This window comes from Pseudomonas sp. BCA17, assembly GCF_004519405.1.
Classification (GTDB): domain Bacteria; phylum Pseudomonadota; class Gammaproteobacteria; order Pseudomonadales; family Pseudomonadaceae; genus Aquipseudomonas.
Genome location: NZ_SGWI01000004.1, coordinates 299,915 through 326,533, shown reverse-complemented (window position 1 = coordinate 326,533; position 26,619 = coordinate 299,915). Strand labels below are relative to the sequence as shown.

General features: G+C 53.7%; 24 protein-coding genes and 2 pseudogenes. 13 read left to right on the top strand and 13 right to left on the bottom strand.

What is annotated here, in order from left to right:
- Nucleotides 1-118: 118 nt before the first annotated feature.
- Entirely contained in the window at nt 119-865 is a 747-nt protein-coding gene (locus EXW71_RS17645) for a hypothetical protein (RefSeq protein WP_134659660.1), read from the top strand.
- A 216-nt stretch (nt 866-1,081) separates the two neighbouring features.
- Here the strand turns inward: EXW71_RS17645 and dusA are convergent, their stop codons facing one another.
- Nucleotides 1,082-2,068 (bottom strand): tRNA dihydrouridine(20/20a) synthase DusA, encoded by a 987-nt coding sequence (dusA, locus tag EXW71_RS17640; RefSeq protein ID WP_134659662.1) that lies wholly within the window; start codon nt 2,066-2,068, stop codon nt 1,082-1,084.
- 362 nt (nt 2,069-2,430) lie between these two features.
- Between dusA and EXW71_RS17635 the strand changes: the two genes are divergently transcribed.
- The 4 genes and pseudogenes from EXW71_RS17635 to EXW71_RS17625 all read left to right on the top strand — a co-directional run bounded on the left by EXW71_RS17635 (nt 2,431) and on the right by EXW71_RS17625 (nt 5,881).
- Nucleotides 2,431-3,306 carry a helix-turn-helix domain-containing protein gene (locus tag EXW71_RS17635; RefSeq protein WP_134659664.1) on the top strand — a complete coding sequence of 292 codons (876 nt, stop codon included), beginning with the start codon at nt 2,431-2,433 and terminating at the stop codon, nt 3,304-3,306.
- Nucleotides 3,307-3,415: 109 nt separating this feature from the next.
- Nucleotides 3,416-4,135 (top strand): annotated as a pseudogene (locus EXW71_RS29420) (PAS domain-containing protein); the annotation flags it as partial.
- 42 nt (nt 4,136-4,177) lie between these two features.
- Nucleotides 4,178-4,684, top strand: coding sequence for a methyl-accepting chemotaxis protein (locus EXW71_RS29415; protein ID WP_372241333.1), 507 nt, complete (start codon nt 4,178-4,180; stop codon nt 4,682-4,684).
- 177 nt (nt 4,685-4,861) lie between these two features.
- On the top strand, nt 4,862-5,881 hold the full coding sequence (locus EXW71_RS17625; protein WP_134659668.1) for a GGDEF domain-containing protein: 1,020 nt from the start codon (nt 4,862-4,864) through the stop codon (nt 5,879-5,881).
- A gap of 440 nt (nt 5,882-6,321) precedes the next feature.
- Here EXW71_RS17625 and EXW71_RS29080 read toward each other — a convergent pair whose 3' ends face one another.
- The gene (locus tag EXW71_RS29080; RefSeq protein WP_256657101.1) at nt 6,322-6,606 is read right to left on the bottom strand and encodes a helix-turn-helix domain-containing protein; all 285 of its coding nucleotides are present in this window, start codon (nt 6,604-6,606) and stop codon (nt 6,322-6,324) included.
- 812 nt (nt 6,607-7,418) lie between these two features.
- Here EXW71_RS29080 and EXW71_RS17615 point away from each other — a divergent pair.
- Nucleotides 7,419-8,177, top strand: a complete 759-nt coding sequence (locus EXW71_RS17615) for an SDR family NAD(P)-dependent oxidoreductase (RefSeq protein ID WP_134659672.1) — start codon at nt 7,419-7,421, stop codon at nt 8,175-8,177.
- Between the two features lie 707 nt (nt 8,178-8,884).
- Here the strand turns inward: EXW71_RS17615 and EXW71_RS17610 are convergent.
- The 4 genes from EXW71_RS17610 to EXW71_RS17595 all read right to left on the bottom strand — a co-directional run bounded on the left by EXW71_RS17610 (nt 8,885) and on the right by EXW71_RS17595 (nt 13,152).
- Entirely contained in the window at nt 8,885-9,514 is a 630-nt protein-coding gene (locus EXW71_RS17610) for a YdcF family protein (protein WP_134659674.1), read from the bottom strand.
- Nucleotides 9,514-10,221, bottom strand: coding sequence for an HAD family phosphatase (locus tag EXW71_RS17605; protein WP_256657095.1), 708 nt, complete (start codon nt 10,219-10,221; stop codon nt 9,514-9,516). The genes EXW71_RS17610 and EXW71_RS17605 overlap by 1 nt, the downstream gene beginning before the upstream one ends.
- Nucleotides 10,187-11,362: an MFS transporter gene (locus EXW71_RS17600; RefSeq protein ID WP_134659676.1), complete on the bottom strand. Its 1,176-nt coding sequence runs from the start codon at nt 11,360-11,362 to the stop codon at nt 10,187-10,189. The genes EXW71_RS17605 and EXW71_RS17600 overlap by 35 nt, the downstream gene beginning before the upstream one ends.
- Nucleotides 11,363-11,436: 74 nt before the next feature.
- Entirely contained in the window at nt 11,437-13,152 is a 1,716-nt protein-coding gene (locus EXW71_RS17595) for a carbamoyltransferase C-terminal domain-containing protein (protein WP_134659678.1), read from the bottom strand.
- A 916-nt stretch (nt 13,153-14,068) separates the two neighbouring features.
- Here EXW71_RS17595 and EXW71_RS17585 point away from each other — a divergent pair.
- A complete protein-coding gene (locus EXW71_RS17585) occupies nt 14,069-15,745 on the top strand; it encodes a multicopper oxidase family protein (RefSeq protein ID WP_167659654.1) in 1,677 nt (558 codons plus the stop codon).
- Nucleotides 15,746-15,894: 149 nt separating this feature from the next.
- Here the strand turns inward: EXW71_RS17585 and EXW71_RS17580 are convergent, their stop codons facing one another.
- Entirely contained in the window at nt 15,895-16,776 is an 882-nt protein-coding gene (locus EXW71_RS17580; RefSeq protein ID WP_123715127.1) for a restriction endonuclease, read from the bottom strand.
- 563 nt (nt 16,777-17,339) lie between these two features.
- Between EXW71_RS17580 and EXW71_RS17575 the strand changes: the two are divergent.
- A pseudogene (locus tag EXW71_RS17575) lies at nt 17,340-17,573 on the top strand (DUF6124 family protein); the annotation flags it as partial.
- A 160-nt stretch (nt 17,574-17,733) separates the two neighbouring features.
- On the opposite strand, the gene EXW71_RS17570 reads toward EXW71_RS17575, so the two are convergent.
- A complete protein-coding gene (locus tag EXW71_RS17570; RefSeq protein WP_134660019.1) occupies nt 17,734-18,813 on the bottom strand; it encodes an SDR family oxidoreductase in 1,080 nt (359 codons plus the stop codon).
- A gap of 74 nt (nt 18,814-18,887) precedes the next feature.
- Between EXW71_RS17570 and EXW71_RS17565 the strand changes: the two genes are divergently transcribed.
- Together EXW71_RS17565 and EXW71_RS17560 are read left to right on the top strand one after the other, a co-directional pair.
- Entirely contained in the window at nt 18,888-19,292 is a 405-nt protein-coding gene (locus EXW71_RS17565) for a MerR family transcriptional regulator (RefSeq protein ID WP_134659682.1), read from the top strand.
- A gap of 187 nt (nt 19,293-19,479) precedes the next feature.
- Complete coding sequence (locus EXW71_RS17560; RefSeq protein WP_134659684.1) at nt 19,480-19,701, top strand: hypothetical protein; 222 nt, start codon at nt 19,480-19,482, stop codon at nt 19,699-19,701.
- 73 nt (nt 19,702-19,774) lie between these two features.
- Here EXW71_RS17560 and EXW71_RS17555 read toward each other — a convergent pair whose 3' ends face one another.
- Entirely contained in the window at nt 19,775-20,962 is a 1,188-nt protein-coding gene (locus EXW71_RS17555) for an MFS transporter (protein WP_134659686.1), read from the bottom strand.
- 482 nt (nt 20,963-21,444) lie between these two features.
- On the opposite strand from EXW71_RS17555, the gene mqo reads away from it, so the two are divergent.
- Nucleotides 21,445-23,091 carry a malate dehydrogenase (quinone) gene (mqo, locus tag EXW71_RS17550; protein ID WP_123715133.1) on the top strand — a complete coding sequence of 549 codons (1,647 nt, stop codon included), beginning with the start codon at nt 21,445-21,447 and terminating at the stop codon, nt 23,089-23,091.
- A gap of 67 nt (nt 23,092-23,158) precedes the next feature.
- Here the strand turns inward: mqo and EXW71_RS17545 are convergent, their stop codons facing one another.
- On the bottom strand, nt 23,159-23,872 hold the full coding sequence (locus EXW71_RS17545; protein ID WP_256657096.1) for an NADPH-dependent F420 reductase: 714 nt from the start codon (nt 23,870-23,872) through the stop codon (nt 23,159-23,161).
- A gap of 50 nt (nt 23,873-23,922) precedes the next feature.
- Here EXW71_RS17545 and EXW71_RS17540 point away from each other — a divergent pair, with 50 nt between their 5' ends.
- Both EXW71_RS17540 and EXW71_RS17535 read left to right on the top strand, forming a co-directional pair.
- Nucleotides 23,923-24,819: a LysR family transcriptional regulator gene (locus tag EXW71_RS17540; protein WP_134659688.1), complete on the top strand. Its 897-nt coding sequence runs from the start codon at nt 23,923-23,925 to the stop codon at nt 24,817-24,819.
- Nucleotides 24,820-24,947: 128 nt separating this feature from the next.
- Nucleotides 24,948-25,277, top strand: coding sequence for a YXWGXW repeat-containing protein (locus EXW71_RS17535; protein ID WP_053255072.1), 330 nt, complete (start codon nt 24,948-24,950; stop codon nt 25,275-25,277).
- Nucleotides 25,278-25,284: 7 nt separating this feature from the next.
- Here the strand turns inward: EXW71_RS17535 and EXW71_RS17530 are convergent, their stop codons facing one another.
- The 3 genes from EXW71_RS17530 to EXW71_RS17520 form a co-directional block, all read right to left on the bottom strand.
- Nucleotides 25,285-25,659: a hypothetical protein gene (locus EXW71_RS17530; RefSeq protein WP_177421605.1), complete on the bottom strand. Its 375-nt coding sequence runs from the start codon at nt 25,657-25,659 to the stop codon at nt 25,285-25,287.
- 70 nt (nt 25,660-25,729) lie between these two features.
- Nucleotides 25,730-26,125 (bottom strand): PIN domain-containing protein, encoded by a 396-nt coding sequence (locus EXW71_RS17525; RefSeq protein WP_134659690.1) that lies wholly within the window; start codon nt 26,123-26,125, stop codon nt 25,730-25,732.
- On the bottom strand, nt 26,122-26,379 hold the full coding sequence (locus EXW71_RS17520) for an AbrB/MazE/SpoVT family DNA-binding domain-containing protein (RefSeq protein WP_134659692.1): 258 nt from the start codon (nt 26,377-26,379) through the stop codon (nt 26,122-26,124). Before EXW71_RS17520 ends, EXW71_RS17525 begins: the two co-directional genes overlap by 4 nt.
- Between the last annotated feature and the right edge of the window lie 240 nt (nt 26,380-26,619).

Below are 26,619 nucleotides of genomic sequence, written 5' to 3'. Positions count from 1 at the left end.
CAGACGCTGAATACGCCGATAAAAACTCTGATGACTTAATTGTCCGCGGCGAAGTGCGTGTGTGCCTTCCCATTAATTATCTGCTTGTCCGCCAGTGAAAAAGTAAAGGAGAGACGTGATGAAATGGAATGTATCAACGCTAGTCGCTGCCATGGGCTTTATATGTTCAACGGTGGTATTTGCCGATGTAACAGTGCAGCAAGCCCTCACCGCCGGTTGCTACGATAACCAGGAGATGAGCGATATCATTGCCACCGCCAAAGCCAGCAAACCGATAGGCAGTCGTACCCTCGAGAAGGAAAATGAACTGACCTCGACCTATGGCGGGAAGATCACTGATTCCAGAGTGACGGCGCCTGCCACCTGGGTGTACCGCGCGTATGAAAACGCAGACACCAACAATTGGCATGTCCAGAAGCTCAAGGCCGGGGTGATCTATTCCAAGGCTCAGAATGACCTGGATAAAAACGTCAAAGTTGGCGGCACACCCCAAGAGTACTGGGCCATCGATGGGCCTGACTTGCATGCGCTGGGTTTTAACGGTGCCACCTTCACGACAATGCGACTGCTCGCATTACAGTCCAGCGACACCCCGAAAAGCCAGTTCGTGAGTTTTGCATTGGACTACGCCACCACCGGAACCTTTGGGAATGCAGTGTATGCACTACAAGTGAACCCGAATTCCCCCATTCTGGGGTTGGTTAACTGCAAAACACCAGGCGGCGAAGTTCAATTTCAAATTCTAGGCGGCACAACATTCAGCACGCTATACCGCAAGGTTAGAACCGAGAAAGATTGGAAAAAGTATAACCGCGACACCGACCAATGGGTAACTGTTCCCAAAGGAACAGTGCCGGAGAACTAAGCAACATTGCAGCAAGGGCCGGCAGCGTATGCCGCGCCCTCGCACTTGCCCAGGCTAGGCCACCGCTCAAATTGCAAGGGCTAGCTTGCCTGCGATGACAGCCTCACAGCCACCGCTGCCTTGCTGAGATACATAAATCCAAATGTGGGCGGGGGCTTGCCCCGATAGCAATGTGTCCGTCAATCCAAAACCAACTGATCCCCAGCCGCTAACCAATCACCGCCCCTCCAACAATTCCCCAGCCTGATCCAGCAAAGCCAGCGGGTCAGCCGCCTTATGAATATCCACCGACAACAACTGCCTGAACTTGCGCGCCCCCGGGAACCCGGTGCCCAGCCCCAGCACATGCCGCGTAATATGGTGCATCGTCCCGCCGCTGGCCAAATGCTCAGCGATATACGGGCGCAACTGCGCCAACGCCTGCGCCCGGCTGATCACCGGCGCCTCACTGCCAAACAACTGCTGATCCACCTCCGCCAGCAAATACGGATTGTGATAAGCCTCCCGCCCCAGCATCACGCCATCAAACGTCTGCAAATGCTCATGGCACTGCTCCAACGTCTTGATGCCGCCGTTGAGATTAATCTCCAACTCCGGGAAGTCCCGCTTCAACTGCGCGGCCACGTCATAGCGCAATGGTGGAATGTCGCGGTTCTCCTTCGGCGACAACCCCTCCAGAATCGCAATCCGCGCATGCACCGTAAAACTGGTGCACCCCGCATCCCTCACCGTGCCAACAAAATCACACAACTCGGCATAACTGTCCCGCCCATTGATCCCGATGCGATGCTTCACCGTCACCGGAATCGACACCGCATCACGCATCGCCTTCACACAATCGGCCACCAGCGCAGGGTGAGCCATCAGAATCGCGCCGATCATGTTGTTCTGGACGCGGTCGCTGGGGCAGCCGACGTTCAGGTTCACCTCATCGTAACCGGCAGCCTCCGCCATACGCGCGCACGCCGCCAGGTCGGCCGGAACGCTGCCACCCAATTGGAGGGCAAGCGGGTGCTCGGCTTCGTTGTGGCGCAGAAAGCGCTCGTGATCGCCGTGGAGGATCGCGCCAGTGGTGACCATCTCGGTGTAGAGCAGGGCGTGCTTGGAGAGCAGGCGCAGGAAGTAGCGGCAATGGCGATCGGTCCAGTCCATCATCGGGGCGACGGAGAAGCGGCGGGAGAGGGGAGCGGTTTGTAGGGGCATGGGGAATCTGAGTCAGCGAGGCGAATGGGGCGCAGTTTATCAGGGATGGGTCTTGGGTGTCGGGGAGGTGTGAAGCGCTCCTGACCATATCGCACGTAACGTTAACGGATGAAATATACCGACGATCAGAAACCGGCCATTGCCTCAGATATCGTGATCTGCCCCCTATATAGCCCTTCCTTCGATAGACAGCACTCCGCCGATAGGAAATCGATCTGACGCGCGCTCAGCCTAACGTGCTTGAGGCGATCCAGGCCATAAAACATTTTTGGGGTGAATCAGCCAACTGTTGGAATATGTATATACTACGAAAATTGCGATTTGTAACTATCTGGTTAGTGTGAAGAGGTCGTTTAGGTTAGATGAACATAACTGATCTGCTTGAGCGTTTGAAAGAGACCAGTTTCGAGATGACACAAGTCTATATAGACGAAGCTATTCTTCTGCATTTTGATTTGATAATGAAAAGCTATCGAGAAAAGCCTTTTTTCTATAAGAATCTTTTAAAGTATGACAGGTTCATGGTGGCCCTATCTTTGCTGAGTTTTAGCTATAAAGATGAAAAAGTCCCCTTGTCGACAGTAAAAGCTTTTTGCCAGAGGCGAGGTTATATGTCTCGCAACAGTCTGGATACTTATTTCTCATTTTTGGTTTTAAGTGGCTATATGGACGTTCAGCTACACGTTCAGGATGGACGCCAGCGTAGTTTTCAACCTACGGATAAGACGTTGTGCGATGCCACGCAGTTGATCAAGTCGTACTTACTGCCTGCGCAGATGATCTCTCCGTACAATAGTTCGTTGTCGGGATTAGAAAGGTCAGCGAATTTATTACGGGTTTTTGCTCGTGGGTTTGCCAAAATTCTTGAATCAGATTTGCTGCTCGATAAGATGCTCCCTGAAGCAAAATGGATTCTCAATCGGGACGGCGGTCACTTGCCAATGCTTGCGCTTTATACCGATGCCCTGCGAAACGGATCGCTGGAAACCGGTTACAACGTCTCGTCCTATGTTCAAATTTCGTCGAACTTGGGCGTGTCAAAAACCCACATGCAACGCATGATCAAAGAGGGAGAGTTACAAGGTTACTTCAAATGTAATAAGCGGCTAATAGAGTTGAGCCCGGCATTTGTCGAGCTGATGAGGCGGGCCATGTCAATATGTTTTTCGGTTTCTCGGGTAAGTATGGAATTAGGCGTTGCTGAGTACGAGGATGAGAGTAATTCTGTTGATATCTGAAGTTTTTAGGGTGTGAACCTGATGAAGATGCATTATTTTTAATTCGCTCTCTAGAAAAATATGTACATAAAACTGTCCTTTTTTGCGCTCGCTCCTACCGGATGTCAGTATGTTTAATCGTCGAGTCAAGAATGCTCTGTTTGAACATCAAGGGAAACTAACGGAGTTGCTCGGTACGCTCGCCGGCATCGATTCGGTCTTTCTCTCAATACATGTTGATGGAGCTGGGCGAATTATTTCGGCCAATCAGCGATTTGCAGAGACGCTAGGGTATTCTTTGGAAAGTCTGTCGAGCATGGCAGTGAGCGACATCTCAAATGATCCGCAAAGAAAATTCGCTCCGAGCCTATGCGCTATAGATCAGCAACTCTATCGCGCCGCCGATGGCTGCACTGTTGCACTTAGTATCGGTTGGGTCAAAGCGGCGAACCGAACGTTCCAAGGCTACGGCATTGTCGCGCCCCCCCTGGCGCGGGACGAACAGGACGCCATAGAAATATTTAGCGCGCTGAATCGTTCAATGGCGATAATTCAATTCAACCTTGCAGGTGAGGTCGTTCATGCCAACGAGTCTTTCGTACAAGCTATGGGGTATAGCGCTGCGGAATTACAGGGCAAGCATCACCGTATTTTCTGCTTGGCGCAGGACGTGGCTTCGGCGCACTACTCCGAGTTCTGGAAAACACTAAACAGAGGTGTTTTTCACGCCGGGCGCTTTTGCAGGGTTGATAAAGGCGGAAAAGTGGTGTGGTTGGAGGCCACTTACAATCCCATCAAGGACGCTTCCGGCCGGATTTATAAAATAGCCAAATTCGCCAGCGTGGTGACCGAGCAAGTTGAGAAAGCCGAAGGAGTCAAGCAAGCCGCTACTATGGCTTACGACGTGTCGTTGGATACCGACGTAAAAGCTAAAAGAGGCATCGATCTGGTCGCCGATTCGATTCGCGGTATGCAAACTATTGCGCAACAGATGGCCTCAGTGACCGAAAGCATGACCGCTCTTGAATCGCAGTCGCAGTTGATCGGTTCTATAGTTGATACCATTGGGTCCATTGCCACCCAGACCAATCTTTTAGCGCTTAACGCTGCTATAGAAGCCGCACGCGCAGGTGAGCACGGGCGAGGTTTTGCGGTAGTGGCGGATGAAGTGCGCAAACTCGCCGGCCGCACCAGTTTAGCAACGCAAGAGATTACAGGCGTGGTCCTGCAAAATCGTGAATTTGCTGGTCAAGCCGCGTTGCGCGTTCAGTGTAGCAGGGACCAAGCCGACGTTTTGCTGGAGTTATCCGAGCAGGCACGCATGGCAATGGCGGCTATCCAGTTTGGCGCTGAGCAAGTCGTGAAAGCAATTGGTAGGGTCACCAGCGACCTGGATTGAATTTTTTGTGTTCCTCGCATTAATTCTTACTGTTTCATAGATTGCAGGCACCGCGATTGTTACATGCATTCTTTTTCAGATTAATAAGATCGACAGTAGTAGAGAAAAATCTGCGTCATGGATGAGCTCTGGCCCTGACATTGAAATATCCAGGTGGTTTCGAAAGCGGAGTTTAGGATGCCGGTGATTTTCAAGATCAGATCAAGAATGCGAACGCTACTATCACCCGCAGTTACCAAGATTGAATTGGTGGGGCTGGTTGCTTGGATAGTTGTTTTGTTGATTGATCCTATGACCACGCTGGATCTGCCAAATATTACGGTTACAATCACTCTGTTATTGGTCTGGAATATCCACTGTAAAACCGCTTATTTTTGGGTGTGGAGAGTATTCGGCGGTGTATATATTTTTTTGTTGTCATTAGGTTTTGGGCATGTTATTGCCGCACATATTGAGTTGCGCATCTTCGCACTTCCGCTTGCTGTAATTATCGTAGTGAGTAGCGCCATTTTATTTGTTGCGGTGCAAGATTATTTATTGTCCGCAGTGCTGGTTTGGGCAGTAATGTGGCCCTCACTCGATCTCGGTTTGTATAGTGGGCTCGGGATTTATCTGGGCATTTTTAGCATCGCTTCCATGTTTATTGGCGTTACACTTAGTTTTACCTATTTGAGAAGCATGCGTTCAATACTTTTGAAAGAAAGTGAATTCAGAGCATTGGCGGAGACGGATTTTCTTACCTCTATACTTAACCGGCGTGCCTTCATGGATACCTTTCAACGCTCATTGGCAGAAGGTCGCAGCGGCTATTTTATTATGTTGGATATCGATAGCTTTAAGCAGAAGAACGATCAGTACGGTCACGATATTGGGGATAAGATCTTATGCGCTATGGCGTCTTGCCTGAAACTTACCCCGGGCAGCCACAGTGTTGGGCGGATCGGTGGCGAAGAGTTCGGTGTCTTACTATTGGGCGACGATGACGCCGTTGCGCATGAATATGCAATGCACTTATTAGCAAACATTCGTTGCAGTGTCTTGCCTCCACATCAATATACCTGTAGCGCGGGTATCGCGCAATTTTCGGCAATATCAGACATGTCAGCAGTGCTTAAATGCGCAGATATTAATATGTATAAAGCCAAACATGATGGCAAGGATAGGGTGTTTCAGAACGGCAAACGGATCGGGCCGTAGCTTCTTGCGACTATATAATAAGGCTTGACTGGATGACGTCTATGTTGACGTTGCACACCTTTACTTTAATGTTCTTGAATCGTTCGATTCTGAAAACTTTCTTCGGTCTTCGTTCAAGCAAATCCGAGAGTGAATAATCATCTGGCATGTGTACTACCTCATCGAGAACGGCTAAGCATAGCAGGGGTCTACCAAATTTATGCTTGCTTAGAATTTACTATGAGACTGATCTATCAGTGCTCGATAGCAGAGCTAGTGGTTTTGAGGACTATATCCAATCCTTCATGATGGCGACGGTGAAGCGGCGGGAGAGGGTTTGCGGTTGAGCTATGACTGAGGGCATTGGAATCTGGGATGGAGAATGCGAAGGGGGGCTGTTGATCAGGAATGGTTCAGAGGGGGCTGGGTGTTGATAGTGCGACGCGGGTATCTATCTGAACTTAGCTGCGATGTCGGTACTCACGCGGTGTTACGCCGGTATGACGCCTGAAAACTTGAGCGAAATGGCTCGGACTTGCATATCCAACGTTGAGGGCGACGTTAAGGATGCTGAGATCGGACTCCAGAAGTAGCTGACGTGCCACCTCCATTCGCATATGAATAAAGTACTGGGAAGGGCTACGTCCCGTTGCCTTTCTGAACATGCGACTGAAATGCGAAATGCTCATGCTAGCTTCTGAGGACAGCCTGCCTAAGTTGAACGCGCTATCCAGCCCAGCATGCATGGCGGCTATGGCCCTATGAAGTTTGTAAGCAGGCAAGGCATTCATGCGCGTGGACGAGTCAATACTGTCCCCGTAGCCTCGGACTAAATGCACGGCCAGCGCCTGGGCTACTCCTTGTAAATACAAAGAGCTGGCTTGTTCGCTTGAGGTCATTTCGTGATAGAGGGATCTCATGAGTCTGGAGATTTCATCGTCTCGCTCCCCTGATACCTCCCGAAGCCTCATTGTCCCACCATGGCCAGCAAATACATCCCTAGCGGCAAGATCCAGTAGCCCCTGGCTGAGATAGACATGTATTACCTCAAAGCCCCCATCGCTTGCTGTTTGCCATCGCATTTCATAGGGAACGGGCGACATCGTCAGAAAAAAGTCGTCAGTTGTGACGGCGTTGGATATCCAATCTTCTTCCCCAACGCGCTCTTCTACAATCGCAGCGCCTGAAACGACCAGAACAAGCAATGGCTCTGCGACGGCGGGGATCGTTAGATTCTGTAGGGTGGTTCGATGCCTGAATATTTGTACTTGCACCTGAGAGTTAACGCTTTGGCCGATAGGCTGATGGGCGGTAGCGGGCAGGTAATCTGGCATTTTTTATGGGCAGGAATACGCTCCTGATGAGTTGAAAGAATTGGCTGTCTGAATTTTTCCATGGCGTGGTTTCGCGGGCGATGGTTGGACAGGGTACCTGGCAACAAATAGCAAAATCCCGACAGTTCGGCAAAAACGCGTCAGATCCTAGCTCACGGATAGGAGAAGGTGACGTTGTCTACAGCGGCAGTTCTTGCTGCTGGACGCCTGCCTTGGAGATAGAGATGGCTTCTGATACGCGTGGTGAGTTCGAGGGTCGAGTAGCTCTGGTAACCGGTGCAGCTAGCGGAATTGGTCGAGCTGTCGCCCTGATGCTGCATGAGCGTGGGGCTAAAGTAGTCGCTGAAGACAAAAGCCCGACGGTCGAGCAGCTCGCCAAACCTGGCCTGATTCCGCTGATTGCGGATATCACCCAGGATGGCGCTGCCGAAACAGCAGTGGCTACAGCGATAGCGCATTTCGGCCGTTTGGACATATTGGTCAATAATGCTGGGATAATTATTAACAAATTAGTCGTGGATATGACACGTGACGACTGGGAGCGCATCCAGGCGGTCAATGTTACCGCCGCATTTTTACATGCTCGGGAAGCCGTAAAGGCGATGATCCCGAATCGAAGTGGGGCCATCGTCAACATCGCCTCCTACGCTACTTACCAGGCGTTCCCTACGATTGCTGCCTACACCGCCTCAAAAGGAGCGCTGGCCCAGCTTACGCGCACGCTGGCCTTGGAGGTCATTGACTACGGCATTCGCGTCAATGCGGTCGGATCTGGGGATGTGGTTACTAATATCTTGAACGATGTTGTGGATGACGGCCCTGGATTCCTAGCCCAGCATGGCGAAAAAACGCCCATCAAGCGTGCCGCTCAGCCCGAGGAAATCGCAGAAGTGGTCGCCTTCCTGGCATCGGAGCGGGCGTCTTACATTTTAGGAGCCGTAGTCATGGCAGACGGAGGGATGAGCGTCCCTGCAGGCTCTTGATAAGGCCTTTTTCGGTAACTTAAGCCGTGTTGACGGACCGGGCTTGCGATCCTATTTATGCGACTGGTTGATTAGGTCGTATCACCGAAACATGGTGCCTTGCGCGGACGGTTACGTTGAGCGTTCCAAATTGATGCTTGCTTGGAAATTGCTAAGAGATCCACGGCTTAATACTTTAAGCCAGACTGCCGGCGGTTTGAGAAGTGCTATGTCCAAACCGTCATGGAGCGACGGAAAAGCGTAGGACCATGCGAATATCTGAAACTGGACTTGATCGACGGCGGCTCTGTTTCATCGAAAAAATCCTTATTTTCTTGAGATGGAAATAGGGCGGTAGATTCGATGATGTCATGGTAGTGGCGTAAGGGCACCTGCAAGGATGAATGCTTTCTTTTTCGAAAGAGTGGTAAAAAAGTGGTACGGGATGAGGTGTGCGCCAGTTTTCTCAATAGATATTGGGGTAGTACATAGAGTTAGTCCAATCCATCATCGGGGCCAAACTAAACCTTCGACCGTAAACACGTTGCCCAAGCCTGGATCAAGCGACGGGAGATGAAGCTGGCCCCTGTCAGGTGTTATTGAACGGGCGATAATAGTGGCTGGGCAGGATGCGTGACATCCCGCATGGCCAACTGTGGATTACGTGGACTAACGGGTTTCCCTTGTAGGCACCACAAAGTGATACGTCCAGAAACGTCCGTTTCATATTAACTGATAAGGTGGTTTTTAAACCCCTGCTCAATTAAGTACTTCCAGGCCGCCTGGACTTTTTTCGGTATTTCTTCTTCAATTTGAAATCCCTGTTTTGGATACACCATAATACGCTGTATATCGCCCACCATTTCATCGATTAATCCGAGCACTCCCACCTGATTGGAAGTTTGCTCAGGGAAACAATACCTCGGCGCATCAACCCACGCGTCAAGGCCCGCCCACTGGATGGGTAAAGTCAATTTTACTCGGCGGATTGAGTTTGGCTTGGTAAGAAAAGTAGCGCTCTTTATTTGTGGGAACATTTCTTTGGCAAAGGCGATATTTTCAGCAAAGTTGGTTGCTCGTTTTTCTAGGCTGAATTGCTCATGTAAAACGCCGAGGTCTAGTGCACGCTGAGCAAAAATTTCGGCTTCAGTTTTATCCCATAAATGTCTAGTCCAGTTACCGGTATTGCCTGTGAACAATAAATGTTCAGCTACTCCCTTGCGAAGCAATTCGCAAGCGTAATCGCAGACACGAAGATCGTACGATCCACAGACTACTAACAAGTCACACTTTTCATGCTGACGTCCTTCAGATAAGAACTCCCAGAGAATAGCGGCATACTTTAGTGTTGATGTCATTAAGAAGTTAAACTCCTAGAACTATGGTTGCCGAGAATCAGGCCATTTTCATTAAAAAGAGAGGTTGGTGCCAAACTTTCTATAATTGGCAGGGCGTTAAAGTCGGTGTACACCGCCTTGGCGCCGTAGTTGCTTAGCGAAAAGTCATTGCTGATGCCGAGACAACATGCACCACTGCTTACAGCCGACTGGACACCGCTTACGGAGTCTTCGAAGACAAGGCACTCATTTATGGGGGTGTTTAGCTTTCGAGCCGCCAGCTGATAACAGTCAGGCGCTGGCTTTCCATTGCTGACATCCTCGCGTGAGACTATACATTCAAAGGTAGCTTCTAGCCCATGATGATCGAGTACGTAGGCGATACGAGCGGGCCAACTACTGGTTACCAATGCCAACGGAATTGAGCGTTCCCGCAATTGAGAAATTAGCTTTGCCACCCCAGGTACCAACAAACAGACAGCGACCTCTTCAGCCGCATCTACTTGTTTTTTGATTATGCTGCGGGTGGGTTGGCTGAAGTTAGGAAAGAGAGCTTGAAGAGTATACTCCCCTGGTCGACCATGGATGTGTTCATGGATAAAATTCTGACTAACTTCAACGCCGTACTCGCGCGCCACGCTAGTCCAAGCATGCTCAATAACTTCCCGTGACTGAATAAGAACACCGTCCATATCAAAACAGACCGCTGTAAACGTGTGTGCCATCATGTTTAGAGTTCCGCATTTTTTGATGAGCGATTAAGGCTAGTAGCGCGCCGAGTAAGGCTATAATTGCCATTACATAAAAAGAGCCATTGGGCATTATCTCGTAAAGGTAGCCGGAAAGAGGCGTGGCTAGCCCCATTGGTATTGCTACTGCGAAAGAATAATAGAAACCCTGAGTTAAAATCTGGATGTCTTGCGGAGCGTGATCGCGGATAAAGCGCATAATTGCCGTGTGATAAGCAGCAAAACTCAGCGCGTGCATGCACTGTCCTATAATGATTAGTGATACAGCGTCGCTATTAGAGAAAAACGCCCAGCGAAGCGATGCACATAAACTGGATAGAACTACGATAGATAGCGGAGAGAAAAATCTTAAAATTTTGTTTGAGAATGCAAAGTATGTAATTTCAGCAAACACAGCGACTGACCAGAATAATCCAACTGTAGTCGATGAGTAGCCTTTAAGTCCCCAGTTTATTGAGATTGTGGCGAAGTATAGCGTGTGACTTAATTGGATTATGCCTGCAGAAGCGATTGCAAGTAGCAGTATTTTGTTTTCGAATAGCCGTCTCCAATCTGGCTTTTTAGCGATCTGAGTATTACCAGATAATTTTGTATTTGGAATTCGATGTCTTAGCCATAGGCAACTCAAGCCTGTAAAGGTCATGCTTGCAGCAGCGATGACAGGCACCCAGGAAAGCCCATAAATAGTAAAAAAAATACCACCCAGTGTCGACATTAAAATAAATGCTGAAGAGCCAACCGCTCTTACCCAGCCGTAATTTTGAATGGACTGTTTGTCTCGTTTGAGCAGATACGACTCGGACAGAGGCAGCACGACCATCCATACGCCGCCGAACGAAATGCTCAGCGTGATAAAAATTAATAGAGAGGTGGGTAGGAAATAAAACAGCAGAGTACTCACTGCTGCTGAAAAACTTAGTAGTGCGGCCAGGTAAATTTGATCTACACGCCAGTCCGCGACGTATGTAATCAACACCCCTGTTGCAATTTGAGGCCAATAAGCTGCCGCGATCAGCAAACCTATCTGGCCGGCGCTAAATCCTAGGGTATCCAGCCAGGTTGGCCAGAATGGATAGATAATGCCCTCAGCTGCAAAAAAACCAAAAAATATCATGTACATCGGGTCACCAGATAAAAACAGCAGAACACCAACTTTGAAAAAGGGGCTTTATAAAGCCCCTAAGCCAATCGGTCTTACTCAAAGCGCTGTAATGCGAAACTGTTCTTGTTTTTACGCCATACGATTAACGACTCGCTCATAACTACCAAATCGACCATGCCTTCCTTAAGGGCAGCCAAGGCATCTTGTGACGAGCATACAATCGGCTCTTCATGACGATTGAAAGAAGTGTTTATCAAAGCAGATTGCCCTGTTCGAGAGTGCCAGGCATTTAGCAGTTTATGCATAAACCCATCAGCTTCAGGACGAATTACCTGCGGTCTAGCGGTACCGTCAATATGCACGACAGCGGGGCTGGCCTCGATAAACTGCGGATGGCAATCATATGTCATTGTCATGGTATCAGCGGCAATCTGCTCTTCGGACCAGCCGATATAGCATTCGGCGGCCTGCTCGACAGCTGTCACTGGGCCAAATGGCATAAACTCAGTTCGGTGCATCCGTTTGTTGAGCCAGTCGTTCACATCAGCGTCTTTGGCATGGTAGACGATACTCCTGTTGCACAGCGACCTCGGGCCAAACTCCATTTTTCCTTTGAACATTCCTAGAACCTGGTTTTCCATTAAAGCATCTACGAGCGTTTCAATGATATTGGTCGGGTTGTGATAACCCAATTCAGGATAGTCACGATTTATGAGGTTTATATTTTGTGAAACACTACGTGCTGATGGGCCCAGCGTCATCGCCGGGTTTTTGAATCGAGTGCCTTTTTCCAGGTAAGCAGCACCCACTGCAGCAGCCAATGCTAGGCCACCGTCTCCCATGCATGGCAGCACATAGACGTTACTCACGTTAGGGATTTCTCGTAAACGCTGGTTAAGCTTCACGTTGCCAAATACACCACCAGCTAAGCAAAGGTTGCTAGTCCCTATATTTTCTAGATGGTAAGTTACGACTTTGACAAGCATGTCTTCAACATGGCGTTGAACGGCGGCTGCGATATCTTCCGGTTTTTCCTGCGCTAGTAAAGTCTGTAAAGTGTCGCTATAACCATTATACGAAGGCAGGAAAAGGTCTCCGCATTTGGCTCTGATGCGCCCATCCTCGACATTAATCATTTGTCGCATCACGCCAAGCAATTTCTCAGGATCGCCGAATGCAGCCAACCCTGTGATCTTACCTTCATGACGATTAGGTTTGTAACCTAGTAGATGGGTGATACGTCCGTAGAAGTACCCCAGACTATCAATGCTTGTTTCACGCTGTAATACCGTGGTTTCGTTGGGTGTGTAATGTGTTAGCGTCAGTGATTGGAAATCACCTCGCCCATCACATGTCAAGGTTAAAGCTTCATCAAAGGGGGAGCATACATAAGCACCCAACGCGTGGCATTCATGATGGTCTATGTAGTAGGCGGACAACGCGTTATCTGAGATAAACTTATCGAACTCAGCTCTTTTTTCCTTGTCATTGCTGATTTCGTCAGCAATACGTTTACGAAAAAGAGGTAGCCCATCAGGGTTGTTCTTGACTTCATCTACAATACGGTCGAAATATAAAGGTAAGTGCTTTTCAACTGTGAAGCCTGCGTTCCAGCCATAGGCCACATAGTCTACGTCCTCTAAACTAATACCCGCTTCACTCAGTACAAATGAAATAGATTGCGCAGGCCAGACTTTGTCATCTTTGATACGGGTAAACCGTTCTTCACTTACCGCAGAGAGAATTCGGTCGTCGCGCACCAGGCAGGCACCTGATAAATCATTGTTAGTAATTCCTAAAACTATCATAACAACTCCATGTTTTGCAGTTCAGTGATTATCAGAGATCACTGCATCAGTACCGCCCATAACTCTGTCCTCAGAATATTCCCTGGCGTCCAGTGGACCGTTTAATAGTCCCAAGTGGGCGATCCTGCCCTCTGACGAAAAAACCGTAGCATGGGATTGTGACGCTCCTATGAAAATTTTCCATAAGAAAATTCTGACATGGCTTTTGGTTATAACTATGGATTGCCCGAAAATTCAGTTAAATCCTTGTGGCTGTGGCGTTACGTATTAAGCCCATATGCAGAGGCTGTCCCCCAATTCCACCGCATACCTGAAAATAATAATGGCGTGCTTCGTCAAAAGTGTTTAATTCTTAGCTTGGCCAAGCCCTGCTTGATGTACCCAGCGTTTTTACCTATTACGAAAGAGCACCCCATACGTTATTACCAACCTCACTCAGCCTGACTTTTCACTATGGAGAGCAAACTCTATTAGTGTCGCTTCTAACGCGAGTTGATTTTCATACATCTTTTTAGCAAATCCGGGATTGAGTATTCCCCTGACACGTGACCTTATCCTGACGCAAGATGCCATCATCTTTTTCGCGCGATGTCATTTTGCTATTGCTTTTATAACTCAATGATCTTTCAACGCCGCTCACCCTTGTAACGGCTGAGCTAGTCTGTCGCTCAGGATTGGCAGGATATGATGTGGAATGTCACAAGGGCAGCCGCCCCGCGTGTCGCAGCGTTTGTTCCAGTCAGATAGGCGCCTCTTCCCTCATACGGTTGTTCAATTGCAGTGGTGATGCGCAGTAGGCGTACACCCGGTCGCTCTCAATGACGAGGTGAACATGAATGGACTTATAGCGATCAAGGCGCTTGCTGCATCGGCGTGCGTGGTACTCCTGTCATCCCTGCTCCCACATGGCAGCACATTGGCGCAAACCGCGCCTGCCGCTATCAGGAGCGCAGCAATCGCGCCGATTCCCGGCGGGTGTCCAAGGTTTGCCCAAGGCGCGCACGTAGTCACGCCGCCCGCGCTTTACAGTGAAAATGGCACGCTGGCGGTGAGCTTTTCTTATCAGCAAACGGTCGATGACAAGGGCCGTACACTTTATTGCTTCATGGCGCCCGACGGCATGCAGAATCCCACGTTGCATGTGCTGCCCGGCGACAAACTGACGGTGGTGGTCACCAACAACACGCCCCAGGGAATCAAGCCGATGGCGCTCGACCCGCCCAATTGCGGTGCCAAGTTCATGAACAGCACCTCGGTCAACCTGCATTATCACGGCACCAATACCGCACCGGTATGTGGCGGGGATGAGGTGATCAAAACCATCATCAATTCCGGCGAAACCTTCACCTACACCCTGGACTTCCCCACTGACGAGCCACCAGGGATGTACTGGTACCACCCGCATGTGCACGGCATTTCCGAACCGGTCGTCATGGGCGGCGCGACTGGCGCATTGATTGTGGACGGGATCGAACGGTTTTTTCCAGCGGTGCAGGGGCTACCGCAACAGGTCCTGGTTCTGCGTGATCAGCGCCAGCTCAATAACCTGAAGGAAGGGCCCGGTAACTGCGGGGTCGACGTGCCGTTCCACGACGTTACCGTGAACAATGTGCCGGTCAACTCCTACACCGATAAGAACAACGTATTTTTTGTCGCCGCCAAGATGCAAGTCCCACCGGGCCAGGCCCAGTTTTGGCGGGTCGCCAATATTTCCGCAGATTCAATACTCGACCTGAGCCTCGTCTACGACAACGTGCCGCAGACCCTTAACTTGATAGCCATCGACGGTGTTCCAATCAACTCTCAAGACGGCACGGGCGGCACCGGCCAGAGCATTGCGGTCAATCATTTCCGGTTGCCGCCGGCGTCGCGCGTAGAATTCGTGGCGAATATGCCTGGCGTCGGCGTGCAAAAAGCCACGCTGATGACGGCCAATATCAACACCGGTGCGGACGGCGACTGCAACCCGACTCGCCCGCTGATCACGCTCGACGTAGGGGCTAACACCGAGGCAAAACTTGCCAGCCTGCCTGCACGACCAATTTCCGAAACGGCTGGAAAGCGCTTTGCCGGATTGAAGCAAGCCCCCGTCGTTGCCCAGCGCAACTTGTACTTCTCCGAAAACGCCAACCAAACCGAGTTCTACATGACGGTCGACGGCCAAGTGCCGCACGTGTTCAATCCCGACCAGCCACCGAGTATTACCACCACTCAAGGCACGGTGGAGCAGTGGTCTGTCGAGAACCGCAGCACCGAAAACCATGTGTTTCACATCCACCAGATTCATTTTTATGTGCAGGGGCAGAACAACTTCGGTAAAGAGCCGCAGGCACCGGGGATTGTGGGGCAATACCTGGACACCATCGAGGTGCCGGCCTGGTCCGGTAATGCACAGGACCCGTACCCCAGCGTGTCACTGCTGATGGATTTTCGCGGTGAAGTGGTGGGGGATTTTGTCTTTCACTGCCACCTGCTGGGGCACGAAGACCTGGGGATGATGAGCATCATTCGAGTGCTTCCCGCGTCGGGGAAAGTGGCGCAGGCGAGCGTGTCAGTAGCGGGTGAGGGGGTGGGGCATCATAAGGGGCATTGAGGGGAGTGGAGGGCTGAAAAGTACGGTTCACGTTTTATGAGGTTGGGTGGGGGAGTCAGAGTTATATTGTGGCCTGATTCCGATTTCCGTGCCTATCGCAGTCAGGCATCTTGCTGCTGCGGTGAATGAACAAAGCAAGTGCTCTGTTCTTAAAGGGAATTGCAGTGGTATTCATTGCCCAGCCGGAGTTTCAGCGAACCCAGGACATCGTCCTGAAGGAACCGCGGATACCGACGGAAATCTATTAGTTGGGCGATTTGAAGGCCGCTTAAAAATCGCGCACCGTCAATCAACTCTAGGGCGAGGCCTCGAACCGATGCGGTCCTCACCATCTCTTGTCCGCCAGCCTGAAATGTGGAGGTAGTGACGAAGGCTCCCCTGGTGAAGCCTTTCAGTACCATAGCTCCAAGCAACTCGCGGATAGAAGCCACCTCGATTGCTCCCTTATAGCGCTTCACTTGGATGGCTATAGGGCGACCGAGCGCGTCACGGAGGATAACGTCGATTCCCCCATCTCGTGAATAGGACGTTACCTCTGATCTGAAGCCGTGACTCGAGAAGACACTCGCGACTACTTCCTCGAGTCGACGTGGATGAACGTTGAAACGGCCCTCGTATTTTGCCACCAAGTATTGGCGCACCTCTTCAGCCGGAATTGTAATGTCAACTGTATTAAATTTGTACAGGACTGCACTTGTACCGCATTCGACAAACCATATCTGGCTCTTGGTGCAAAGGTAGATTTCTTTGAATACTTGCCACCACCCGCACAAGGGGCAAGTGGAAAGATATGCTTCCCTCTCATCCGGCTCACACACTAGTTCCATTTCTCTTAGTATGAAGTCGCCATGAATCTCGGCCATCCCAAGCACGGTCTTCCTGTGCAACTCAGCGGTCTCATTTGAGATTCCGGCCCAGCGATCCTCGATTTGTTCTTGGACAAGAGGACCGTTACAGAACCTGCACTGCTGTCCGGAAATCTCTCCGATAGATGGAACGTCTCCGACTTCGTGGTGCACCCAGATGCTCATGAGCTGCCTAATTATAGGTAGGCGCCACAAGGGGCATAATAGGTTCTGCCAAAGGCTTTATATGATTTCGTATCCATGCATAACTCCTTAAGCAAGTTGAGTGTCACGCCAGAAGCGCGGCATGAGGCGAGGGAACGCGAGATAGCCTCCGCAGAGCTTAGAAAGACTTTGACAGCCTGTCCATGGTCTGCTTTTGGCCGGACGCTGCCGGTTTCTACCCATGGCTATCGGCGGCTATCGGGCCCTGCTCTTTTCTATCTATTCCCTAGATCCTGCTTGCGCATATCAACCAGCTATGAAGTTGAGTGAAATCGTCACTTTGCTCGCCACCAAAAAGAACCGCGTGTATATCGGGGTCAGATCACGATCTACCCTAGGAACCTTCCCACACTTTTCTCGGCTTGCCCGTCAGACCATCTGTAACTAACCTCCTTAAGCCGCTGCAAACCCAGCGGCCGGAGGTGGAAGTCCGTATTGCTAAGGCGTTTTAACTCCCGTAAATATTTGGAGCTTCGCCCATGCCTAACAAATCACACAATCCTCATGTCGATCAAAACACTGCGCCATCCGGCAACCTATTCCTAGTCAACCCCAAAATAGACACAGAAACCCTCCTGGCTAACGCCTCCGAAAACCTGGAATCCGCCAACCAAATGGCCGCCACGCTAGCGTTCGAACTTGAAGACCCCCACCGCGCCATCGTCCTGGGCATCCAACAACTAATCGACCTGAGCGCGTTACTCGTTGACCGAGCCCAGGAGCAAGCCGCGCCTGCCGCCAGCAAGGCCACCGCCTGACAATCCGTCCCGCCGCCTTACCCAAGGCGGCAGCCTGAACCCGTGTTGTCCCTTCATCATCCCCTGTGTCTTTGAAGCCTACGATCCTCTTCAAGGGAGGCCCCTCGCGCCTCCAGCCCATAGAGAACTGAAAACACGATCTCTGGTTGCCCGCAATAAGTCAGCGAGACTCGCCCGTGGCTATGCCCTGTGACTTGACGAACACAGCAGTACGCCGCAAAGACTCACGTATATCCGATTTAGCTATCCCATGCCTGCCGGCAAATTGCTCGACCGCCGCTGTATCAAAACGCGTGGTCTGGATGAAGTCCAAAGCCTCGACACTGGTATTCAAAAAACGCGCGACGGGAGGAATCCTCAGTAGCCATTTCAGCACTCGGAGCGGAATGTGATGCTTGGGAGGCTTTACGCTGATGGCTTGTGCCACCTGTGCCAGAAGTTCGCGCAAGTTGGGCGTTTGGGCATCCAGTGCCAGCAGCTCCTGGCCCTTCATGGCCGGGTCAAAAGCACTGGCCGCCACCAACTCGACCAGATAATCCACGGTGACCAGCGGCAGCCAGTGTTCGGCGGTGCCGGGCACGGCAGTCAGCTTTCCGTGCATAAGGCTTCGTATAAGCTCCATCAGTGGCTGACCTTCGAGGATATGGCCGGTGTGGCTGTGACCACACACCGTGGCGGGATGGACGACGGTCACGTCTGCGCCCTTGGCTGACATCAGCGCCAGGGTGGCAAAGTGTGCCTCCAGCTTGCTCCCCTCATAAGCACCGACACGCCGGTAGAGGGCGGGCCAATTGGTCAACTCCGGATGATGAGGATCAATGCCTATGCGTTGCAGGTGTTCATGGTTTTTCAGCATGAAGCCGCCGATCATCACTAACCGGCTTTTTTGCTCAGCCGCCAATAGCGCCACGCGTTTTGCGCCTTCTACATTCACGGCACGTGACTGCTGCACTGAAAGCCCCCAGGCAAAGTGGGCTCCCAGGTGAAATACCACGCTGGCTTGCCTCAGCCTTTCGCGGTCGGCAAGGCTCAGCCCGAGGTTGTCCTGCTCCAGGTCGCCAGCCACGGCAAATACCCGGGACGCGTTCCCTCCCAACCGGTCGACTTGTTCCCGCAGTGCGGCAAGGCGCTCTGGCCGACGCATCAACACCTGTACGGTGTGACCTTTTGCACTCAGGTGCGCCACCAGGTGTTGACCGATAAAGCCGGTACCGCCCGTGACAAAGCACTCCACGCTCATTTCTATGTTCCTTGGGTCAGGTAAGAAATCAAGCGTAAACTGTCGACCCAACTCTACAGTCAAGTGTTGTTTTCATGAAAATAGGCGAACTTGAGGCGCGCAGCGGTGCAAGCCGCCATACGCTGCGTTATTACGAGCAAATCGGCTTGATCTCACCGCAGCGGCGAACCAACAATTATCGTGTTTACACCGCGCAAACCCTGCAGGACCTGGACTTCATCCAGCGGGCGCAAAGCATGGGGTTTTCCCTCGGGGAAATAGGCGAGATTCTGGATGCGCAGCGCAACAAGCTGATCGATTGTGCTGACGGCGCTAAGCTGATTGAAAAGAAGATGGCGGAGATCAAGCAGAAAATCACCAACCTCCATGGCATTTATCAGTATCTGGATGCAGAGCGCGCGAGTCTTGAGGCCAGTGCTGCCAAGCAGCTTGAACTTCAGCAACTGAGCAACGCTGCCCATTCAACGGTTGGCGTCTAGACAACGAAGGCTGCAATCCTCCAGCCCAGGAGCAAGCCGGCAACGCCGCGCCTCCGCCTTACCCCAAGGCGGCAACCTGAACCCCTGCTGTCGCGCAGTAAAGTTTCATCACTCCCTGAGCCTTTGAGGTCTACGATCCTCTTCAAGAGAGGACCCTCGCGCCTCCAGCCCACAGGGAACTGAAAACATGATTTCGAACCTCGTCAAAGTCGTGATGGTTGCTGGTACGTTGCTGTTGAGTGCTTGTTCGTCGGGTTCTTCGGGCGTGAGCGGCGACCCGTGTTTCTCGGGGGGATGCCAGGCGTTTGGTGACCACAGTCCGAGCAAAGCCGCCAAGATGAATTTTGGCGGCAGTGGGTTGGGCAGCAGTTATGGGGAGTATGGGTCAGGGCTGTTGCATGATGATTGACGGGGAGGTCAGTCATCAGTGTGTTGACTGACCCGCTGCCATCGGGAGCAAGCCCCCTCCTACAATTGGGCTTTCAGTGGCCGCCCTGCATGCGGCGGGCGATGAGGTAGAGGCCCAGGCCCACCAGCGCGGTAGCCGCGCCGATGTAGCCGGTGCTTGTCCAGCCATATCCCGCCGTGATTGCCATGCCTCCGAACCACGGCCCCAGTGCGTTCGCCAGGTTGAACGCCGCGTGGTTGGACGCCGCCGCCAGGCTCGGGGCTTCATGAGCGATGTCCATCAGTCGGATCTGCAGCGGCGCAGCCAAGGCCACCATGGTGCCGACCAATCCCATGCTCAGCAGCACGCCCCACAGCGACGACGCCGCGAAGGGGAAGAACAGCAACACGGCCATCGACCACACCAATATCAAGCCCACCGCTCGGAACTGCATGCGGTCAAACAGCTTGCCGCCGGCAATGTTGCCGATAATCCCGCCGACACCAAACGCCGCCAGCCCAAACGGAATCCACTGCGGCGACACTTTGGTCACTTCGAGCATGGTCGGTGCCAGGTAGCTGAATACGCAGAACATCCCGGCAAACCCAATGGCGCCAATCGACAGCGCCATCCACACCTGGGGTTTGGTGAAGGCGCGCATTTCCTTGCGCGGGTCGCTGCGTTGCTCGTCGTGGCGGTGGGGCACGAATTGCCAGACCAGAGCGATGGTGCACAGGGCAATCACGCTGACCAGCCCGAACGCCGAACGCCAGCCCAGGTGCTGGCCGAGGAAGGTGGCGATGGGGTTGCCGAGCAGCATGGCCAGGGTCAGGCCCATCATCACGCGGGCCACGGCGCCGGCGCGTTTGTCGTTGGGCACCATGCTCGAGGCGACTACGGCGGCAATCCCGAAGTAGGCGCCGTGGGGCAGGCCGCTGATAAAGCGGAAGGCCACCAGTGAGCCGAAGGTCGGGGTGAAGGCGGTGGCGAGGTTGCCTAGGGCGTAGAGCCCCATCAGCAACAGCAACATGTGTTTGCGCAGCAACTTGGCGCCGAGGATCGCCAGTAATGGGGCGCCGACCATCACACCCAAGGCATACGCGCTGATGGCGTGGCCGACCTGGGGTTCGCTTAAACCCAGGTTGTGGGCGATGTCGGGCATCAAGCCCATGATGGCAAATTCGCCGGTACCGATTGCGAAGGCACCCACGGCCATGGCCGCTTCCATTTTGGCGGCGCTACGCGCGGGCAGTACATGCCCGGGTGTCTGCTGGATAGTCATGGACAACTCTAGTCTGGATGGATCGCACGAAGGAAAGCCGCCGATGCTACGCAAGCAGCGGCGAAACTGTCTAGAACAGCGTTTTGCGTAAACGTTCCAACCCTGTGACGCCACGTCGCGTCTGCCAGCCTTGACACGGTCGCGCCAAAACGGGCGATTTAGAGCTGTCAATTGGCCAAACGACGCATAAACACCGCTCAGCGTGATATTCTGCGCGCCGTCTTGGTCTAGTCTTTCCCTGGTGCGTACACCCGTATACGTCCCGGCGGTGGTCTGTCGCCCAGGTAGCTGAAGCCAATAATGATAAGAAGTCAGCGCAGAAGGGACATAACAGTGAGGCCGATTCATCGGCCTTGTGTGCCCACCCTGCGGTCCTCATGTGATTGCGTAAACCCCACGGTACGTTGCCTGACGTAGCGTGATCGAGGGTTGCCATGATCCGGGGCGGCGGGGCGGATGGCGTTTTATCATAGGTGCTACTGATGTTTAAGAAAGTAAACACTGCCCTGCTGGGGCTGGCTTTGTCGATGGGGATCACGTCCGTTCACGCGGAAGAGGCAAAGAAAGTCGATGTGCTGCTGATCGGCGGCGGCATCATGAGTGCGACCCTGGGTGTTTGGCTCAACGAGCTGCAGCCGGACTGGTCGATGGAGATGGTCGAACGTCTTGATGGCGTTGCCGAAGAAAGCTCCAACGGCTGGAACAACGCCGGTACCGGTCACTCGGCCCTGGCTGAGTTGAACTACACCCCGGAAAACAAGGATGGCGTTGTTGAGATCCCGAAAGCGGTCGAGATCAACGAAGCCTTCCAGATTTCTCGTCAGTTCTGGTCCTGGCAGGTCCAGCAGGGCGTGCTGAAGAACCCGCGTTCGTTCATCAACTCCACGCCGCACATGAGCTTTGTGTGGGGCGATGACAACATCAAGTTCCTCAAGAAGCGCTACGAAGCCCTGCAGGCGAGCCCGTTGTTCGCCGGCATGCAGTACTCCGAAGATCCGGCGCAGATCGCCAAGTGGGTTCCGCTGATGATGGAAGGGCGTGACCCGAACCAGAAAATCGCGGCCACTTGGACGCCAATCGGCACCGACGTCAACTTCGGCGAGATCACCCGTCAGTTCGTCGCTCACCTGCAAACCACACCGAAGTTCGACCTGAAACTGTCGAGCGAAGTGCAGGACATCACCAAGAACGCCGACGGTTCGTGGCGTGTGAGCTACAAAAACCTGAAAGACGGCACCAAGACCGAAACCGATGCCAAGTTCGTGTTCATCGGCGCGGGCGGCGGTGCACTGCACTTGCTGCAAAAGTCCGGCATTCCTGAAGCCAAGGAATACGCAGGCTTCCCAGTGGGTGGCTCGTTCCTGGTGACCGATAACCCAACCGTGGCCGAGCAGCACCTGGCCAAGGCTTACGGTAAAGCTTCGGTGGGTTCGCCGCCGATGTCGGTTCCGCACCTGGACACCCGCGTGCTGGACGGCAAGCGCGTGATCCTGTTTGGCCCATTTGCGACCTTCTCGACCAAGTTCCTCAAGGAAGGCTCGTACCTGGACCTGCTGACCAGCACCACCACCCACAACATCTGGCCAATGACCAAAGTCGGTATTCATGAATACCCACTGGTCGAGTACCTTGCCGGTCAACTGATGCTGTCGGACGACGACCGCTTCAAGGCGCTGCAAGAGTACTTCCCGAACGCCAAGAAAGAAGACTGGCGCCTGTGGCAGGCCGGTCAGCGTGTGCAGATCATCAAGCGTGACGAAGAGCAGGGCGGCGTCCTGAAACTCGGTACCGAAGTGGTCAGCTCCGCCGACAACACCATCGCCGGCCTGCTGGGTGCATCGCCGGGCGCGTCCACCGCGGCTCCGATCATGCTGACCGTGCTGCAGAAAGTGTTCAAGGACAAAGTGGCGAGCCCTGAGTGGCAGGCCAAACTGCACCAGATCGTACCGAGCTACGGTACCAAGCTGAACGACAGTCCTGAAGCGGTTGCCAAGGAATGGGCCTACACGGCCGGCGTCCTGCAACTGACTCCACCGCCAGCCATCCCGCAACTGGCGGCGCCAAAGGCCACCGAGGCTGCCAAGCCTGCGGCCGAGCCAAGCAAGCCTGCGTCTGACCTGGCGCTGTAAGCCAAGTCCTGATGTAAACAGCCCGCTGAACCGGTGACGGTCAGCGGGCTTTTTTGTGCACGGGCGTTTATCGGCGGGTTCGTTCGACAGCAGGCAGTTCAACCGTACGTTCGGCCTTGGTCAGCGCGGCCTCCAGGCCTGCCTGATCCAGCGGAATGCAGTACGCGGGTTTGCCCCGTTCAAAGCGCCAGCTGTCATCCAGCCCGCCAGCATCCACGGCATCGAACCCGAGTTCGTCGAGCAAGCTGATCACCTGCGCCTTGGCTGCCGCATCGTCCGCTGCCACCGGCAGGGCGCGGCGGTCCGCTGCACCGTGGGGGCGAGCGTCCTGGGTCAGGTCGGGGGCAAATATCGCGTTAAACACCTTCACCACATGCGCATGCGGCAGGTGCTCGGCGAGCAGCCGGCTGGTGGTGGTTTCAAAGCGGTCCAGCGCCGGAATATGCCCGTCACGGTTCGGGTAGTAGTTATTGGCGTCCATCACCACCTTGCCCTCCAGCCATTGCGCCGGGACGCTGCGGTAGTGCTCCAGGGGGATGGCCACCAGCACCACATCGCCAAATCTGGCGGCATCGTCCGCGCTGCCCACCTGCACACCCAAGATGCCGCTGAGCACGCTGCTCATGGTCTGGGGGCCACGGGAGTTGCTCAACATCACCTCATGCCCGGCCGCCAGTGCCAATTCGGCCACGGCCCGCCCGATAAAGCCTGCGCCTATTACGCCAATCTTCATGTCCTTGCTCCTGTGAACGGGGGAGCGGTTATGATGATTAGCAACCAAATCTCGATAAATAAGCGTTTTGGTGTCGATGTTGTTACTGGGAGTAGGGAATGATGGACCGTCTTTCAAGCATGCATGCGTTTGTCATGGCCGCTGAGTCGGGCTCCTACGCACGTGCAGCCGAGCGTTTGAACATGTCGCCGCAGATGGTGGCCAAGCATGTCGCCGCGCTTGAGCAGCGTCTGGGTGCGCGCCTGCTTAATCGCACCACTCGCCGGCAAAGCTTGACCGAGCTGGGCAGTGCCTACTACGAGCGTTGCAAACATATCCTCGCGGAAGCCGACGCCGCCGACTCGCTCGCGCAGATCATGAACGACACGCCGCGCGGCAAGCTGAGGATCACCGCCCCGGTAACTTTTGGCTCCTATAGCCTGATGCCTCTGATCACGGCGTTCCTGCGCGATCATCCAGACGTGGAAATCGACCTGCACCTGACAGACCGCTTCGTCGACCTGGTGGAGGAAGGTTATGAGGTGGCCTTTCGTATCGGCCCACTGGCCACGAACAGCCTCACGGCGAGGCCCTTGGCACCTTATCGCTTGGTGGCCTGTGCGGCACCGGCTTACCTCTCGGCACGCGGTACACCGCTGATACCGGCAGACCTTGAGCAGCATGAATGCCTGGGCTACGCCTTCTGGGCCCGCCTTGCTGATCGGGAATGGGTGTTCCACCAAGGTGCGGCCACTTACCGAGTGGCGGTTTCCAGCCGTTTGCAGATCAATGAGAGCAGGGCCTTGATGTCGGCCGCGCTGGATGGATTTGGCATTGTCCTGGGGGCTGAGGATTTCTTGCGTGCGGCGCTGGCCAGGGGGGAGTTGGTGCGCGTACTGCCGGCCTTTGACGCACCGAGTCGCCCGATGCACCTCGTCTACACCGCAAACCGGCAACGCACGGCCAAGCTGCGGCGCTTTGTCGACGCTGTGTTACAGCGTTTTGGCCAGGCTTAAGGCGCCCGCCGTTCAGCCCGCCGACAGACACTACCTGTTAAAAAGAACTCAGAGCCAAGCAGGAGCGAGGCTGCAGGAAGGGGGAATTTTCAGCGTGTTTGTTGGGCGATAACGCCCGAGGGTTTTGTATGTTGCTACGTTATGCAGCTTTGGCGGCAGTGGTCGTCGCGGCGTCCGGGTGTGTGCAAGAGCGCGTGGTGCATGAACGCGGACCGGTACAACGTGAGTATGTCGAGGTCGTCGCGCCGCAACCGCCACCGGTCCAAGTGATCGAGGTCGAGCCGGCAGCACGTTACGGCTATGTCTGGTCGCGCGGTTACTGGCGTTGGCAGGGCGGGCGATACGTGGCGGTGCATGGCCACTGGGAGCCGGTGCGCGAAGGTTACCGTTATGTGCATCCGCATTGGGTGCAACGTAATGACGGTTACCACTGGCAGGGTGGCGGCTGGGTTCGCTAAGCCTTGGCTAGCTCGGCTTCTGGGTACCTAGGAGCCGAACCTCCCGCAGCAATGCGGCGCCGAGCTGGTCGGTGCCCAGCTCCCGATAGCCCACGGCCTTGATCTCGCCGTTTTCTTCCGCCTGGATGATGATCACCGGCGTTTCCTTGCCGGTGGCCTCGTCGACGTGCAGGGCGTACTGCGGGATATCCAGCTTGATCGGCGTACCCGCCGCCTTGCCTTTCACGTTGATCAGGAAGGCCGCACAGCCCGTATCGACATCTACGCTGGTGGCAGAGCGACCGCTGACGAAGCAGGTTTGCGGCAGGTCGGGCCAGGTGATGGTGTCGGCGATGGCCAGTGCAGGGGCCACGCTCAAGATTGCGAAAAGCAGCTTACGCACGTGAGTGTTTCTCTTGATCAGGTCTGAACGCGTTTTTACCAAAGCCTGGTCGCCACCGCAACGCGATGGCTCAGCTCAGGCGTTTCATCCCGGCTGCCTTGGCTGCATCCAGATCAAATGTAGCGGTGTATTCACACCCTGCTGAATGGGCGCAGCGCTCGATCAGGCAGTCGGCAAAATCGGCTTTACTCGCCGTGAACCGCCGCAGTGCCTGCCAAACGATTTCCGCCTGTTCGATGATCAATTCGCGGGTGCGCAACAGCGTCTCCAAAACCGTCACCAATTCGCTTTTGGCGCATTGGTAGCAGCTTTGTAAGACCCACACCAATTCCACCACTGACACCAGGCTGACAAAGCCTGGCGAAAGCGTGGTGAGCGATTCGATCAGCTCGCACGCCTTGGGGGATTGCACGGGATCATCCTGAGTGACGTAGCGCACCAACACGTTGGTATCCAGGCCGATCATCCGGCTTTTGCTCCTTGCGTGGCGATGGCGCGGTTCATGTCTTCGATCGAGACAGCCCTGGCAGGTTTACGGACCAGGCCCTTGAGGTCGTGTACGGTTTTGCTGGCGGCAATGATGGAAAACCTGCCGTCTTCCATCTCGACAAACTCTACGCGGTCTCCGGTTTCCAGGCCCAAGGCTGTTCTGACCTGGACCGGAATAGTGATTTGCCCTTTTGAGGTCAGTGTGGCGGTTGCCATATTGAATATCTCCATCGTTATGCTCCTTACATTAGGGTAAGGAATTATGGAGGACAAGATCCGTTGGTCCATAGGCGCTCTTCTGGTGCGAGTTGATCGGGACAGTTAAAAACGATAGTCCGGTTTACCCCGTCGACACGCCCGAAAACGCCTGCAAAGAGATACAGCATATGACCGACCGCCTGTTTCCACGTGGGCATTGCGCCTGGAGCCACGGCCGGGGTGCGCAAACTGGCGCACCCTGGCCCGTGGGTG

Bases quoted from the DNA above. Each gene is read 5' to 3' on its own strand.
- EXW71_RS17565 (WP_134659682.1), top strand. From the start codon at position 18,888: ATGAAAATAGGCGAACTTGAGGCGCGCAGCGGTGCAAGCCGCCATACG.
- EXW71_RS17580 (WP_123715127.1), bottom strand. From the start codon at position 16,776: ATGAGCATCTGGGTGCACCACGAAGTCGGAGACGTTCCATCTATCGGA.
- EXW71_RS17540 (WP_134659688.1), top strand. From the start codon at position 23,923: ATGATGGACCGTCTTTCAAGCATGCATGCGTTTGTCATGGCCGCTGAG.
- mqo (WP_123715133.1), top strand. From the start codon at position 21,445: ATGTTTAAGAAAGTAAACACTGCCCTGCTGGGGCTGGCTTTGTCGATG.
- EXW71_RS17605 (WP_256657095.1), bottom strand. From the start codon at position 10,221: ATGATGGCACACACGTTTACAGCGGTCTGTTTTGATATGGACGGTGTT.
- EXW71_RS29415 (WP_372241333.1), top strand. From the start codon at position 4,178: ATGGCTTACGACGTGTCGTTGGATACCGACGTAAAAGCTAAAAGAGGC.
- EXW71_RS17610 (WP_134659674.1), bottom strand. From the start codon at position 9,514: ATGACATCAACACTAAAGTATGCCGCTATTCTCTGGGAGTTCTTATCT.
- EXW71_RS29080 (WP_256657101.1), bottom strand. From the start codon at position 6,606: ATGCATGCTGGGCTGGATAGCGCGTTCAACTTAGGCAGGCTGTCCTCA.
- EXW71_RS17560 (WP_134659684.1), top strand. From the start codon at position 19,480: ATGATTTCGAACCTCGTCAAAGTCGTGATGGTTGCTGGTACGTTGCTG.
- EXW71_RS17615 (WP_134659672.1), top strand. From the start codon at position 7,419: ATGGCTTCTGATACGCGTGGTGAGTTCGAGGGTCGAGTAGCTCTGGTA.
- EXW71_RS17595 (WP_134659678.1), bottom strand. From the start codon at position 13,152: ATGATAGTTTTAGGAATTACTAACAATGATTTATCAGGTGCCTGCCTG.
- EXW71_RS17645 (WP_134659660.1), top strand. From the start codon at position 119: ATGAAATGGAATGTATCAACGCTAGTCGCTGCCATGGGCTTTATATGT.
- EXW71_RS17520 (WP_134659692.1), bottom strand. From the start codon at position 26,379: ATGGAGATATTCAATATGGCAACCGCCACACTGACCTCAAAAGGGCAA.
- EXW71_RS17600 (WP_134659676.1), bottom strand. From the start codon at position 11,362: ATGTACATGATATTTTTTGGTTTTTTTGCAGCTGAGGGCATTATCTAT.
- EXW71_RS17555 (WP_134659686.1), bottom strand. From the start codon at position 20,962: ATGACTATCCAGCAGACACCCGGGCATGTACTGCCCGCGCGTAGCGCC.
- EXW71_RS17525 (WP_134659690.1), bottom strand. From the start codon at position 26,125: ATGATCGGCCTGGATACCAACGTGTTGGTGCGCTACGTCACTCAGGAT.
- EXW71_RS17635 (WP_134659664.1), top strand. From the start codon at position 2,431: ATGAACATAACTGATCTGCTTGAGCGTTTGAAAGAGACCAGTTTCGAG.
- EXW71_RS17535 (WP_053255072.1), top strand. From the start codon at position 24,948: ATGTTGCTACGTTATGCAGCTTTGGCGGCAGTGGTCGTCGCGGCGTCC.
- EXW71_RS17625 (WP_134659668.1), top strand. From the start codon at position 4,862: ATGCCGGTGATTTTCAAGATCAGATCAAGAATGCGAACGCTACTATCA.
- EXW71_RS17570 (WP_134660019.1), bottom strand. From the start codon at position 18,813: ATGAGCGTGGAGTGCTTTGTCACGGGCGGTACCGGCTTTATCGGTCAA.
- dusA (WP_134659662.1), bottom strand. From the start codon at position 2,068: ATGCCCCTACAAACCGCTCCCCTCTCCCGCCGCTTCTCCGTCGCCCCG.